Source organism: Candidatus Saccharimonadales bacterium, from assembly GCA_035758565.1.
Taxonomy (GTDB): domain Bacteria; phylum Patescibacteriota; class Saccharimonadia; order Saccharimonadales; family UBA10212; genus DASTXL01.
In genome coordinates, this window is sequence record DASTXL010000001.1 from 371,868 (window position 1) to 386,106 (window position 14,239).

At 48.1% G+C, this 14,239-nt stretch carries 14 protein-coding genes; 2 read left to right on the plus strand and 12 right to left on the minus strand.

Annotation, left to right across the window (positions count from 1 at the left end; all coding sequences use genetic code 11):
* Positions 1-55: 55 nt before the first annotated feature.
* From VFT49_02140 to VFT49_02160, 5 genes are read right to left on the minus strand one after another with little or no spacing between them, the layout of a single operon-like run.
* Positions 56-778, minus strand: a complete 723-nt coding sequence (locus VFT49_02140) for a hypothetical protein (protein ID HEU5004866.1) — start codon at positions 776-778, stop codon at positions 56-58.
* 19 nt (positions 779-797) lie between these two features.
* Entirely contained in the window at positions 798-1,325 is a 528-nt protein-coding gene (locus tag VFT49_02145; GenBank protein HEU5004867.1) for a hypothetical protein, read from the minus strand.
* Complete coding sequence (gene xseB, locus VFT49_02150) at positions 1,322-1,522, minus strand: exodeoxyribonuclease VII small subunit (GenBank protein ID HEU5004868.1); 201 nt, start codon at positions 1,520-1,522, stop codon at positions 1,322-1,324. The genes VFT49_02145 and xseB overlap by 4 nt, the downstream gene beginning before the upstream one ends.
* Positions 1,522-2,631 carry an exodeoxyribonuclease VII large subunit gene (xseA, locus tag VFT49_02155; GenBank protein HEU5004869.1) on the minus strand — a complete coding sequence of 370 codons (1,110 nt, stop codon included), beginning with the start codon at positions 2,629-2,631 and terminating at the stop codon, positions 1,522-1,524. Before xseA ends, xseB begins: the two co-directional genes overlap by 1 nt.
* The gene (locus tag VFT49_02160; protein HEU5004870.1) at positions 2,631-3,680 is read right to left on the minus strand and encodes a lysylphosphatidylglycerol synthase transmembrane domain-containing protein; all 1,050 of its coding nucleotides are present in this window, start codon (positions 3,678-3,680) and stop codon (positions 2,631-2,633) included. The genes xseA and VFT49_02160 overlap by 1 nt, the downstream gene beginning before the upstream one ends.
* A 95-nt stretch (positions 3,681-3,775) precedes the next feature.
* On the opposite strand from VFT49_02160, the gene VFT49_02165 reads away from it, so the two are divergent.
* Together VFT49_02165 and VFT49_02170 are read left to right on the plus strand one after the other, a co-directional pair.
* On the plus strand, positions 3,776-5,152 hold the full coding sequence (locus tag VFT49_02165) for a hypothetical protein (protein ID HEU5004871.1): 1,377 nt from the start codon (positions 3,776-3,778) through the stop codon (positions 5,150-5,152).
* Between the two features lie 184 nt (positions 5,153-5,336).
* Positions 5,337-5,609, plus strand: coding sequence for a 50S ribosomal protein L27 (locus VFT49_02170; protein ID HEU5004872.1), 273 nt, complete (start codon positions 5,337-5,339; stop codon positions 5,607-5,609).
* Positions 5,610-5,654: 45 nt separating this feature from the next.
* On the opposite strand, the gene VFT49_02175 is transcribed toward VFT49_02170, so the two are convergent.
* The 7 genes from VFT49_02175 to VFT49_02205 all read right to left on the minus strand — a co-directional run bounded on the left by VFT49_02175 (position 5,655) and on the right by VFT49_02205 (position 14,153).
* The gene (locus VFT49_02175) at positions 5,655-7,265 is read right to left on the minus strand and encodes a CTP synthase (protein ID HEU5004873.1); all 1,611 of its coding nucleotides are present in this window, start codon (positions 7,263-7,265) and stop codon (positions 5,655-5,657) included.
* Between the two features lie 217 nt (positions 7,266-7,482).
* Entirely contained in the window at positions 7,483-8,649 is a 1,167-nt protein-coding gene (locus VFT49_02180; GenBank protein HEU5004874.1) for a S41 family peptidase, read from the minus strand.
* Between the two features lie 102 nt (positions 8,650-8,751).
* The gene (locus VFT49_02185) at positions 8,752-9,900 is read right to left on the minus strand and encodes a CHAP domain-containing protein (GenBank protein HEU5004875.1); all 1,149 of its coding nucleotides are present in this window, start codon (positions 9,898-9,900) and stop codon (positions 8,752-8,754) included.
* Positions 9,901-10,049: 149 nt separating this feature from the next.
* Positions 10,050-10,994 carry a permease-like cell division protein FtsX gene (locus VFT49_02190; GenBank protein ID HEU5004876.1) on the minus strand — a complete coding sequence of 315 codons (945 nt, stop codon included), beginning with the start codon at positions 10,992-10,994 and terminating at the stop codon, positions 10,050-10,052.
* A 52-nt stretch (positions 10,995-11,046) separates the two neighbouring features.
* Positions 11,047-11,730, minus strand: a complete 684-nt coding sequence (gene ftsE, locus VFT49_02195) for a cell division ATP-binding protein FtsE (GenBank protein ID HEU5004877.1) — start codon at positions 11,728-11,730, stop codon at positions 11,047-11,049.
* Positions 11,731-11,771: 41 nt separating this feature from the next.
* Entirely contained in the window at positions 11,772-12,848 is a 1,077-nt protein-coding gene (gene prfB / locus VFT49_02200) for a peptide chain release factor 2 (protein ID HEU5004878.1), read from the minus strand.
* A 3-nt stretch (positions 12,849-12,851) separates the two neighbouring features.
* Positions 12,852-14,153 (minus strand): insulinase family protein, encoded by a 1,302-nt coding sequence (locus VFT49_02205; protein ID HEU5004879.1) that lies wholly within the window; start codon positions 14,151-14,153, stop codon positions 12,852-12,854.
* Positions 14,154-14,239 lie beyond the last annotated feature (86 nt).

A 14,239-nucleotide genomic window follows, 5' to 3' on the forward strand; every position in this document is an offset into this window, starting at 1 on the left:
CCGGCGTTAAGCCATAATTAAGTCTTAGTTGTAAAACTCACCTAGGATTTTAAGCTTAAGGTTTATAGCTTAGGCTAGCCAGAATAGTGTTATTAAAGTCGCTAAGGTAGTCATTGGACTCGGTATATATTTGCAAGGTTTTGTCGCGTACTTTTAGCACCACCATAGATCCATTTTGGTTGTTGCCCTGAGAGTCTTGACTGATTGCGCCATCAAAACGCGTACCTATCTGGGTGTTGGCTACACCGTTCATCTTAGGAGGAGTATAGGCAGAAGCTCGTACTTGGCCTTGCTGGACTTTACCTTGGAAGTTGCTAATCACGCTAGAATAGTCGGTGTTAACCAACTCTACTCTAAGGGCAAAGGCCGTGCCACCATTGATGCCAGGAACTTGGTTTGGGTAAAAATAACCCTCGATCGGCTGGCCGCTGCCAGTTTCGTCTACGTAGGCACTCCAGTTCTTGGGATAATTAAAGTTAATGCTGCCGTAGGTGGCTGAGCCGGTATAGGTCTTATATGGCTGTTTGCTCTGCTGAGTAAATTGAGTTTGGAGCTGAGCGGCTTGTGACTTTTCGGCAGCAGCCACAGCATCGGCTACTTTTTTATCGGAATTATTTTTATAATCCTGGCGGCCGCTAAAAGCCCAATAGCCAAAAACTGCCGCGGCTACAAACAGCAAACCAAAAACAATCGCAAACATAAGAGGCTTTTTAGACTGCCTGGGCAGCATCGGTCCCATAGGCGCTGGCGGTTGGGCGTACGGTGTCTGCGGATTCATACCCCTTATGGTAAATGATTTATTTGCTCGAAGCAATTGGCTCGTAAGAATATAAAAAGACGGCATTCTGTTTTTTAACGGGTTCTTTGCCCGGTATTTCAAAGGTGTAGCTGGCAACTTTAATAGGTTTGTTTAGGTTTTTGACCTTTTTATCAAACTTAGTCATGTACTTATCGAGCAGAAAAATAAATATACCGTCGGCCTTAGAAATATCAGTTGACCAGTAATTGCCCCAGACCACCCTGACTTGCTTGCGATAAGGCCAGTTTATTATTTTGGCAACCGCCACTAGCACCGGGTTAAGTTCGTAGCCTACGGCGTACAGACCAGCTTGAGCGGCCGTCTTTAGCATCCGCCCGTCGCCGCAGCCTAAGTCGTACAGAGTTTGGCCAGGTTTGAGGTCGAGCAATTTAAGAGCTGTCTGGCGCTGAGACTGCAAAGTTGGTAAATACGGAGCGCCAAAAAAGACTACTATTCCAAAGCCGACCATAACAATCGTTCCAAAAACTATTAAAAGGATTGTTAGGATTAGAGCCAAAGCTATCATTCGAACTTCGTGGCGATTTTTTTGATTTTGTTTTCAGCCGTTTTTAGATAATCTTCCATGGAAGCAAGCAGCTTCATAGCCTGTTCGTATTTAGCTACCGCTTGATCCAAATCTACTTGCTCACTTTCAAACCAGGCAAGAATCTCGGCCAGCTCTTCGTTCATTTGTCGGTAAGTTTTAGTTGGTTTGTCGGCCATTATTTTTCCTTAACATTCACCTTAATTTTACCATCAGATAAACCCACTTCTAGCTCATCGCTGACTTTAAGCTGCGACTTTTTGGTGACTATCCGGCCCTGTTTGCGCACAATTGCGTAGCCGCGGCGTAAGGCAGCCTCTGGATTAAAGAGTGCGGCTAGCCGCCGGCTAGTGGTCAAACGCTCGTCCTCTATATCTAGCACATTCAGGATTTTGGCGGCTAGGACTTCCCTGTTTTGCTGCACTTTGCTGACCTGTGCGTCATACATATCTAATAGTTCGCCGTAAAGTCCGGTGCGCTTAATTCCTAGATTGGCTAGTTCGTGGCCGCGATCCGGCACTACGATTTGAGCGGCGTTACTTGGAGTGCTGGCTCGCTGGTCGGCAGCTAGCTCTGCCAAGCTTTCGTCAACCTCATGACCAATCGCCACAACTACCGGGATGCGGCTGGCCGCCACAGAGCGAACCACTCGTTCGTCGTTAAAGGCTGCCAAATCCTCGGCACTACCGCCACCGCGCGTAATCACTAAAACTTCCGGCGGTTTAGCCCGCTGATTCATGTGCTCGATAGCTTTTACTATCTGCAACGGCGCTTGGTCGCCCTGAACGTAAACATCAGCAAACAAAATTTCTACCCCTCCCCAGCGCTCACCCATAATTTTTATAAAATCGGCATAAGCCGCTGAGTTTCCTGCCGTTATAAGACCAATAGTTTCGGGAGCTCTGAGCAAAGGGCGTTTGCGCTCTAGCGCAAACAAGCCTTCGGCGGCAAGTTTGGCCGCCAGCAGATCAGCCGTTTTTTTAATAGAGCCCTCGCCAACGGGCGCCATACTGATGACATTAACACTGAAGCCGAACTTGGCGTGCAAGCGCGGACTACCCAGCACTCTTATTGACAGGCCATCTTCTAGTGGTCCAGGCAGCTGATACACCGTGCCAAAAAACTGCACCACGCTTACGTCGTCCTTGAGTGCGAAATAAACCCACCGGTTTTTTGCCACTCTAAAATTACAAAGCTCACCCTCGATCGCCACCGCGGGATAGGCAAACTCCAAGGTTTGATTAACCAGCGCCACAAAATCAGTGGGCGTTAAAATAACACCTTGCATTATTCAACCTTACTTAAGCCGTGGTTCACCGACCGCTGGTAAAGTATGTAGCCTGGCGTTAGCTGAATTATCATATTCAAGACCCGATACATGATGGTTACTGGAATCGATACGTCCGCCGGAATGCCGGTAGCAGCCAAAACAGCCGTCATTAAACCTTCGTAAATTCCTATGCCCGCCGGCAAAACGCTAATCAACCCAGCAAAGTTAGCCACAGCATAAGCCAGTATTACTGCGCCCACGTTGACCAACTGGCCAAAAGCTATATAAACGCTGTAGATCGCCGCAACTTCGGTAACGTTGGCAATCAACATGAATAAAAATGGTTTTTTAAGATCGCGCCACTGGCTCTTTAAAAGTTGGTAGTTTTCATGCAGTTCAATAAATGTTTCTTGAGCTCTGTCGATTTTAATAGTCTCGGGATGCTTGCGCCTAACAAGATTTATAATCCTATTTAGTAAACGCGTTATAAATGTTAACGATGAGTTAATGCGCGAGCGGTCTTCGATAATATAAACGACAATCAAACTGCCAATTACCAGCAAGGTAATTAGTGCGGTAGCTACCATGATCACCAGATTGCTAGCGTGCCCACGAGCCGCCAAAAGTATAATGCCAAGGATCAATAGTGGTTGAAAACTCGAATAAAGCAAGAATAGCTTCATGACTTGACTCAAGCTGGCTTTGGCGCCGCTGACCTGGAACGATCGCATCCGCACGTTAAAGTAGCTAATGCCGCTCACTCCGCCGCTGGGCAAAATATGATTAATAAAATTAAGTTCGAGGTTCAACCGGTACATCGGCCAGTAACGAACCTTCTCGCCTAGAGTCCTGAATATATTCTGGTAAAAACGAGCGTAGGCATCGTAATTCCAGGCCTCGAACGGGAGTATAAGCAAAAGCGCCAAAGTATTAACTTTGCCTAAGTTTTTAATAACGGCGCCAATATCTTTGCGTAAGCCATATATAAGAACAGCCAAAGCCAAGAAGGTTGCAACAGTTAGAATTGTTCGCCAGTTAACACGACCGGCCTGATTTTTCTGGTTCATCTTATGGGGCTAATTATCTCATTATTGGACGATCTGGGCAAAAACAGCCCGCTTACCGTTCTTCTTAAGCCATCTTTTGACATACAATAATAATGATGAAAGATTTTGAAGCTAAAAGTTTGTGTGTTTTGGGGCGCCAACCCAAACTTGGTGCGGCCGAACTGGAAAGTTTATTTGGAGCCGATCACGTTAAATATGCTGGCAAGTTCGCCTTGCTAGATTTGCCGGGCGAAGAGATTAATTTTAAGCGCCTGGGTGGCACTGTTAAGACGGCTCGCATTTTAGCGACTCTTCCCTATACCAATTGGCCCAAGGTCGCCGCCTATTTGCGCGATAGCGTGCCAGAACATTTAAAATCTGCCGAACCTGGCAAATTCACGCTCGGCATCAGCGTTTACGGGCTTAGCGCTAAACCAAACGACATCAACAAGCTTAACCTGGGACTTAAAAAGCAAATCAGGGCCAGCGGCCGGCCAGTGCGTGTAGTGCCAAACAAAACATTGGATTTAAACAGCGCTCAGGTATTGCACAACGGCTTAACTCGACGCGGCGCCTGGGAACTTTTGCTCGTGCGCCACGGCGAGCAGACCTTAATCGCCCAAACTTTGTTTATTCAAGATATTGAGACCTACGCCGCCCGCGACCAAAACCGACCTAAGCGAGACGCCCGAGTCGGCATGCTGCCGCCCAAATTAGCCCAAATTATTGTTAATTTAGCCACCGGACAAATCGAGCAAAGACTAAATTCCACCGAAGACCGTCCAAAAGTAAGAATTCTTGACCCATTCTGCGGTACTGGCGTGATCTTGCAAGAAGCCATGCTGATGGGTTACAGCGTGATGGGCACCGATCTAGAGCCAAGAATGGTTGATTTCACCAAACAAAATTTGGCTTGGCTGGTTGAGCGCGAGCCTAAAATTGAAACCCAGGCCACGGTAGAAGTTGGCGACGCCACCAACTATTCCTGGCCCGGATTTTCGGTTGTGGCTAGCGAGATTTTCTTGGGGCGGCCACTAGCCAAGCTGCCATCACAAACAGACTTAAAGCAAATAATTTCCGACACCAATACTATAACCAAAAAATTTCTAGCTAATATTGCCGGTCAGTTGAAAAGCGGCCAGCGAATGTGTCTGGCCGTGCCAGCTTGGCGCATAGACAACGATATTCTGCAAAAGTTGCGCTTGAGTGAAGCGCAAGGCAGCGGCGAGCAGCGGGCTGAGACGTATACAAAATACGGTGAAGGAGCAGCGGAGTCGACAACGCAGCGATTTGCCAAGAGCACCAGCGGAGCGGCCGGCTCTGCCGGACGGCAGTCTGGTGCGGCGCAGTTTTTGCGTCTGCCGCTTATTGACCATTTAACAGATATGGGTTACAATTATTTGGATTTATCTACTGCGGCACATGAAGATTTAATTTACTTTCGTGAAGACCAAGTGGTCGCCCGCCAGTTAATAATTTTAGAAAAGAAGTAATTTAACAAGCCAGTTCTAAAGCCTTCTTGCTTGGATGCAGCGCAAGGAAGTAGCGAGGAGCGAGCGAAACGTACTAAGGTACGGCAAGCGAGCGATAGAGCGTTACTGACGCCGCGATGCGCCAAGAAGCCAGCAGAGTTTCCAGCTCTGCTGGAAAGCGGGCTGGCTGGCAAGAGGTTTTAGAATGAGTCATGTCAAAGCTGGTGGTTCCAGCAAAAACGTCCACGATAGCCCCGGCCAGCGCCTGGGTGTCAAGGTGTTTGGCGGCCAAAAAGTTAAGGCCGGCGATGTTATTGTTCGCCAGGTCGGCATGACCAAGCGCGCCGGTAAGGGCACGTTTTTATCACGCAACTTTACTATTCATGCCGCAAAAGACGGCGTAGTAGCCTTTAAGACTCGCCGAATTAAAACTTTTAGCGGTGCCAGCAAACCTCGCACCGAAGTTACTGTCGAATAAAAGCTGTTCTTGAACTTTAGAAAATGCTCATTAGTTGAGCATTTTCTATTTTTTGAGAGCCGCACGAATCAGGCCGGCGAACAACGGGTGCGGGCGGTTCGGGCGGCTGCGGAATTCTGGATGAGCCTGGGTAGCTATAAAGTAAGGGTGGTCGATAGCTTCGATAATTTCTACCAAGTGACCATCGGGGCTCAAGCCACTGGCACGGATTCCCCAGCTCTCGTAACTATCGCGATATTCATTATTACATTCGCAGCGGTGGCGGTGCCTTTCGACTATTTCGCTCAACCCGTAAGTTTTGCGGGCCAGACTCTGCGGTTCAATTTTACAAGCATAATCGCCCAAGCGCATACTGCCGCCGGTGTTCTTTTTGCCGGCCTGGTCGGCCATATAATCAATGAGTTTGTATTTGCTGTCCGGCTTTAACTCCACAGTAGTCGCTTCTTGGAGGCCGGCGTTGCGGGCGGCGGCTATAACCGCCATTTGCAACCCCAAGCACAGGCCAAGATATGGAATCTTATTATTAAGAGCGTATTGGGCCGCCATAATCTTGCCTTCTAAGCCCCGTTCACCAAAGCCGCCAGGTACCAAAATACCATCCAGAGTGTCGAGTAATTCTCTTTCTTTTTTATCGGTTTTGAGAGTCTCGGCTTTGAGCCACAAAATTTCTATATTAACTTCGTTGGCCCAGGCTGCTGCCCTCAAAGCTTCAAAAACCGACATATAGGTATCTTGATTGTCTATATACTTAGCAATCACGCCTATTCGGACCGATTTCTTGTAATCGGTCAAAGCATGACGTACAACTTGCCGCCACTCGGCGAGTTCTGCCTTGCGTGCTCTAAGCCCCAAACTCTCTACGATAACGTCGCCAATTCCGGCGTCTTCTAAAGACAATGGGACCTCGTAGATAGTTTTGGCGTTGGGCATTAGGGCGATAGAGTCTTGGTCTACGCCGCTGAATAAACTAAGTTTTGATAGTACGGATTTAGGCGGTTTGGCTTCAGACCGGGCCACCAGCACATCCGGCACAATTCCAAGGCCCCGCAGTTCGCGAACAGCATTCTGAGCCGGTTTGGTCTTGAATTCACCACTGGTGCCTAGGAACGGGATGTAAACGACGTGCACAAACAGGCAATTCTCCGGGCCAACTCTTTGCGACATTTCCCTGATGGCCTCTATGAAACCTATTGATTCATAGTCTCCAACGGTTCCACCAATTTCCACGATGTGCACGTCAAAACCTTTGCCTGTTTTGGCGATGGTGTCCTGAATGTGGTTAGTAACATGCGGTATCATCTGCACGGTCTTACCAAGATATTTGCCGGCGCGCTCGCCAGCTATAACCTCGCTAAAAATCCTGCCGCTCATCAGCGAACTGGATTGTGTCAGCTCTGTGTCTAGGAAACGTTCGTAATGTCCGAGGTCAAGGTCGGTCTCTGCCCCATCGCGGGTCACAAAGCATTCGCCATGCTCTGCCGGATTAAGCGTACCGGCATCAAAATTAAGATACGGATCGCACTTCTGGATGTTCACAGATAGCCCGCGGGCTTTTAGGATGGTGCCAATGGAGGCGGCGGTGATACCCTTGCCGACGCCCGAAAGAACGCCGCCAGTCACAAACACATACTTTGTCTGGCCAGATCTCGCCGCCACGCATATCCTCCTGAATTTAAGCCCAGTGTATCTTAAAAACAGCTTAGGGCGCAAATTTCTACAACTTGGATTCCATTATTTGGTAGGCGGCGTCTTTTTGAGGGTCCTGGCCGTACTTGCGGCTCCGCTTGCGCTTCGCCTTATGAGACACCGCTTCGCAGTTTCTCATCGCGCCGGCAAAATGGTTCACATTTTGTCGGGCTGCTCTTCCGGAGGGTCACAATTTGGATTCGACCACTTGGTAGGCGGCGTCTTTTTGAGGATCCTGGCCGTTTTTGATGTCATTATCGGAAATACTGACTGATTTATCTGGAGTAATTCCCTGCTTGTTGATGTTCTTGCCGTTGGGCGTATACCAATGGGCTACAGTCACCTTAAGCTCCGAACCGTCTGACAGGCTAATGACCTGCTGAACACTGCCCTTGCCAAAGCTCTTTTCGCCAACCAGGGTTGCTGCGCCGTTATCATGCAAGGCTCCGGCTGTAATTTCGCTGGCGCTGGCGCTACCGCCATCAATCAGCACCACTGTTGGCAGACCTTTAAGCGGATTATTGCCGGTGGCTGTTTCGGTATCCATGACTGTACTGCCGCGGCGCTCGCTCACTACAGTTTTGCCTTGATCAAGCCAGAGGCTGGAAACATTTACCGCATCTGTTAAATAGCCGCCAGGATTGCCACGCAGATCAAGAATTACGCCCTTTACGCCCTTGGCCTTAAATTCATTAGCTGCTTTTTGAGCTAAACCGACTGTATCATCGGTGAACTGATTGATCTTCATATAGCCAATGTTGTCTTTATCTTCGTTCCAGGTAACACTTGGCACAGTAATTTTCTGTCGGGTAATTGTAACGTCAAAAGGATTGCCATTGCCGCGCACAATCGTCAACTTCACCTGGGTGCCTTCTTTGCCGCGAATCTTGGAAACAGCGGCGTCAACACTCATACCAGAAGTGCTTTGACCATTAATACCCGCGATTAGATCCTTAGGTTTTAAGCCGGCCTTTTCTGCCGGATAGCCGGAAATTGGTGAAACAACCTGGATATTACCGCTAGCATCCGAGCCTATCTCGGCACCAATACCGGTAATGCTGCCGGATAGTTGATCGTTGAAAGTTTTAGCGTCAGTCGGGTTAAAGTACTCTGTATAAGGATCGCCGGTGGCGGCCACCAGCCCTTGTTTGGCACCGTCTATGAGCTTGGTCGTGTCTAAATTGCCGTCAAAGTCTTTCTGCAACAGACTGTAGACTTGATCAACCGAAGAAAAGTTCAGTTGGTTATTAGCGCTGGCCGCTTTAACACTCAAGCCATTGAGGTGTATGTCGCCGCGGCCGACAGCCACGCCAGCAAAGAAGAATATTACTACTAGAGTCAACGTACTGATCATTCTTTTTAGCGACGATTTTTGTCTATTGTGAGGCACATGGCCGGCAGAACTTTCCAAGAACTCCCCCTCTTAATTTTTAGTTGCTAGATCTATTATATCAGCCTAGTTGGACGGGAAATGGATGAAGTATAGTCCGGAAGTTGATTTGCTAGCTACGTAACTGTATTGGCCATTTAAGTTCGCGTTGTATTGGCTAACGGCGATAGTGCCGTCGCCGTTGATGCTTTCAACATACATGGCGTGGCCGACATCTTGTTCACCATTAAAGAAGACTAGGCTCGGATTGGCCGGGCGGATGGCTACATCGCCAATTTGAGGCGTCGTGCTTACCCAGCTTGATGGTACGTTGTAGATCCAGTCGCCAGCATTGCCTAAGCCGTAAGGCACGTAGTGGCCAGTAGCAGCCTCTTTCCAGGCTGTGTAGCTAACACATTCGCGGTTATACATTCCCCAGCTGTCAATGATGGAATCTTGCGGAGCGTTACATAAATATCCCGGATAACCACCGCCACAGGCGCCGCCGTACGATATACCGCTGCTGCCGGCTAAGTTGGCAGCTATCTGCTCTTGGCGGAGTTTTTGAATTTGGGAGTTATTAGACGAAATTTGCTGGTCATAGGCAGCTTTTTGCCCCTCGGTAAACGCCAGCATTTGACTTTGCTGTGATTCGGCCTGGTCTAACTGCTGCCGCTGAACTTGCTGCGCTTTAATAGCGCCGTCCAACGACTGCTGTTGTTGTTGAAGCTTAACCTGCAGTGCGGCAATTTGATCGACGGTAGTTTTTACTTTATCTTCGACCGAGTTGCGGTAAGTTTGCTTATTAACATATTGGCTGATGTCTTTGCTGCTAGCCAGCATCTCTAATGTAGAGACATTTCCCTCAAGATACATGGCTTTAATGTTCTCGCCCAGGGTTTTTCTTTCTTGGGCAAGCTGAGCCTGAGCTTGGGCAATCTGCTGCTTTAGCTCATCGCTTTTATTCTGGTTGGCAACAATTGCCTGCTGCAAGGTATCGATTTGGGTCTGGAGCTTATTAATGGCATCCTGATAGCTATTAGCCTGCAAGGCCAGCTGGTTGGATTGTTCCTGATTAGCAGCGTTTTGCTGTTGCAACGCCTGAATCTGCTGATCGTACTGATCGGCCTTAACATAGCCAGCACCTAGCGTGGCGCCAGCCAAAATAACACCGGCCACGATAGCCAGGCTGAATCTATTAAATGTTTCTAGTTGTTTTATTTTTTGTTTTAGCATCGAACTTTTTGTTTTTAGTGCTAACGCTTTAATGATATGCCCCCTATATCCTTATGTCAACCGCAGACCTCGAATAATCCGACAGTCGTCTTGCCCTCTTAATTTAAGTTGTTATCGAATGTTTATTATCTGGTTCAAAAAAGCTGCTCTTATCGATTCAGCCTTAGGTACCGCCGGGTCGCTGTATAGGAAGATGCGGCACCAATCAGTATACCAATCGCAATTTGCCCAAGCAAGATTACTAGGAAATGACTGGTGAAAAAACTGTTAGAATAGTCGATTTTTAAGAGGCCCAAACTGCTAGCCTGCAGGGTTGTGCTTGCAATGTGGAACAGTGACCAGCAGAAAATAAACGAGATTAGGGCAGCCACCGCCCCGTAAAGCATAGTCTCTACAATGAACGGCCCGCGAATAAAGCTGGTGCTGGCGCCCAACAAGCGCATAATTACGAGTTCGTCGCGGCGGTTAAAGATAGCCATGCGGATTGTGTTGAAAATAATCAGCATCGAGATAAATATAAACACAATGATCCCGACTATGCCTGCTTGCTGGAAGAAGTGCGTAGCTTTAGTAATATTGTCGATAGCCGCTTTGCGGTCGCCGCTATAGCTGGTTGGATCCGACTGCATAGCCTGGACCTCCGGCCTATCTAAGAAGTCTTTGATAGATTGCAGCTGATTGGGGTCTTTGGGTTTGATATCCAGGCTGGCTGGCAGCGGGTTGTCTGTTTCGCTGATAGCTGTTAGCAGGTCTTTATTACCAGCGTTAGCCTCCTCGTAGTTCTTTAAAGCCTGCTCTTTAGTCACAAAACTCACCGAAGCGACGTTATCAAGACCGCTGATCTGTTTCATAAGCTGCTCCCGCTGGCTGGTAGTAACGCTGTCTTTCAAATACATAGAGACGTCAATGTGCTGGGTCAGGTCGCTAACCGTGTGATTAAAAGTAGCGTTAGAAACAATCGCGAATAGCAAAATCGTCAGCGTAATGGTCATCATGGCAATCGCGGCGATAGCCAGCCAAATATTGCGGCCAAAAGAAATAAAACCGTTTTTAACGATGCGTTCGAAGGTTATGAATTTTCTATCCCACTTCATCTATCTTTTCCCTTTGAGCTACAGCCTGCTTGTGCAGTGAAGCAGATGTAGCTCATGATGCTTTATATTGCCCTACGGCTTTGTCGGATACAATTTTGCCATCTTTAATGGTTACCACCCGGCGCTTTAGCGCGTTCACAATCTCTTGGTTGTGAGTGGTCAAAAGCACGGTTGTACCAAACTTGTTAACCTTTTCTAGAACTTTAATAACATCCCAGGCGTGCTTGGGGTCAAGATTGCCTGTTGGCTCATCGGCGATCAAAATTTTGGGCTGACGTACAATTGCCCGGGCAATGGCTACCCGCTGACGCTCGCCTCCCGATAGCTCCATTGGATAATTGTTGCCCTTATCCTTTAAGCCAACAATGTCTAGGACTTTTGGCACGGTAAATTTAATTTCGTTATTCGGAATGCCGGCGATTTCTAGCGCAAAAGCTACATTTTCATAAACTGTCTTATTTAGTAGGAGTTTAAAATCCTGGAACACTACCCCAATTTTACGACGCAGCAGTGGTACGTCCTTGTCTTTTAACTTGTCGTAATCGATACCGCCAACAATAATTTTGCCGCTGGTTGGTTTTTCTTCGCGGGTTAATAATTTAAAAAGGGTTGATTTGCCCGCGCCGCTAGGGCCGACGATAATCACGAATTCTTTAGGCTCAACATGGAGAGAAATGCGCTCTAGCGCTTGCCCTCGGCGACTATAAGATTTGCTCACCCTATCTAGTAAAATCACGTACTAAGTATAGCAGACGCTCTAGTTGTCGACTAAAACCGCTAGCGTTTTTCTAACGCGGCGTTGATGAGCGGATTGAGATTGCCGTCTAAAATTTTTTCGGCGTCGGATGTTTCGTAACCGCTGCGCAAATCCTTCACCTGTTTATACGGATGCAGTACGTAGCTGCGAATTTGATTACCCCATTCCGCCGATTGATTTGGCCCTTTGATCTCACTCAAATCTTTAGCGTGCTGTTCTTGCTGGAGCGCCACCAGACGCGAACGCAGGATAGCTAGAGCCGTTTCTTTATTTTGTAGCTGCGAACGCTCATTTTGAATTGATACTGTAATGCCGGTTGGCAAATGAGTTACGCGTACTGCAGAATCAGTAGTATTTACTGATTGACCGCCATGGCCGCCGGCTCTGAATACATCGATCTTCAGGTCTTTATCATCTATTTCAACTTCGCCCGGCTGATCGATCAATGGCAGAACGTCAACCTTGGCAAAGCTGGTCTCTCTGGAGGCCGCCGAATTAAAGGGACTCTGGCGTACCAGACGATGAACTCCCTGCTCTTCTTTTAAACGACCATAGAGATAATCGCCGCCGATAATTTTGAAAGTAGCACTTTTAATGCCGGCTTCTTCGCCCGCTGACTGATCGATCATTTCCGCCCGGCAGCCGTTCGATTCCGCCCAGCGCGTATACATTCTAAGTAGCATTTGCGCCCAGTCTTGGGCGTCGGTGCCACCCGCTCCTGCGTAAATAGAGATTATTACGTCTCGCTCGTCGTAAGGTCCGTTAAATCTCAGCTCTTGTTTAAGTTCTTCCAGGCGTTTACTGATTTTTTCTGCTTGGTCGTCTATTTCTGCCCGCATAGCTGGGTCGGCAACCAATGTTAGTTCTATAAGGTCGTTCGCTAAAGCCAGCAAACCATGCCAGGTCTCTACGCGAGCTCGCAATTTTGCCTCCCTCTGAGCAACGTCGGCAGCTTTTTTAGGATCCTGCCAAAAATCTGCAGACTTCATTTGCTCTTGCAACTGGCTTAATTCATTAGCTGCTTGGTCAAGATTTAGCCGCTGCATTGTCGCGGCTATTTCGTCGCGGAGTTCAATAAGCTCTGGTGATGGCTTCATTTTTTAGGCTCCAGATTTTTCCCAAAGTGGCCGAACTATTTCGTTGAGTCGTTCGGTCAGCTCACGGCTGCGGCTGCCGCCGCCCAACACTGCCAGACCGCCAATGCTATCACCAAACATTTGGCTAGTAGCTTCAACAATCCTGTCTTTAGTGACAGCTTTGATTCTTTCTGGAATAGCGTTGTAATCATTTAAAATACCGTCAAAATAGTAACGACCAGTGTAGCCAGACATTGTCCCGCCGACTGTTTGAGCACTGCGCTGATGGCGACCCAACCAATATTGCTTAGCGGCATCTAGGTCTTCGCTGCTAATATCGCCTTCACGCACCCGTTTAAGTTCGCGTACTATAATTTCAAAAAGCGCCGGGGCGTTGCGAGCAATAACCTGGGCGCTAAACCACCATTCGGTGGCACTGCGCATAACTTCCACACCGGAACCCATGTTGTAGACCAATCCTCGTTCGCGGGCTTCGCCTAAGATTCGGGAGTAAAGCGTGCCGGTTAACATGCCATTGACCAACTCGAGGGCGTCCATATCGGCGTCATCAAATCGCTTCATAGCAAAGGTGTCTAAGTCAAAATAAACATTCTTAACAGATGGCCTGGCAACAAAAACCGGTTGATTAAGGTTCTTTGGTGTTTCAACTGGCAGATCAAACTGGTTGCGACCTTTAGGCAAATCAACGCCTTCTAGCATGCGTTTAATGGCCGCCGCTCGACCCTTTAAGTTGCCGGCAATTACAAACCGCATATTTTTGGTGGTGTGAGTTCGCTCGTAGTGTTCCTGCAAATCTTTGAGCTTTACGTTCTTCATCATTTTGAGACGCTCGCGGTCGGTCATGGCCAGCAAGCCGTGAGCTTCACGGGCTGTCAGGCTTAAAGTGCGAAAATGATTGTTAGAACGGCTAACAAGTTCGTCCTTTACGTTGCCGTATTCAGCCAAGTATTCTTCGCGTAAAAACAAAGGTTTAGAAATAGCCACGAGCATTAATTCTAAAATCCTCTGCCATTCAAAGTCAGCACACTCGGCCTCGTAAGTTATATAGTAAAAGCCGGTGCTAGCATTGTTGCCAGCCCCGTTTTTTTCGAATTCGGCCTGAAAAAGCCGGGCCTTTGGAATAAATTTATTGGCGCCAAGTAACACATGCTCCATCAGGTGCGGTACTTCCCATTTGGTGCGGTCTACTAAATATTCTCCTGCTCGGAAATTGAACTCAAAGTCCATAACGGTAGCACCCGGGATGTCTACTAGCAGTCCTTTGGCGCCGTTAGCGAGTTCGATTTCTATTGCGGTATGAGTCATGGCGCCTCCGGCTTATGAGGAACCCCGTACGGGTTCCTCGTCGCAACTTCCGAAGTAAATTCGGATTCGCCCGAAGGCGAATCGTT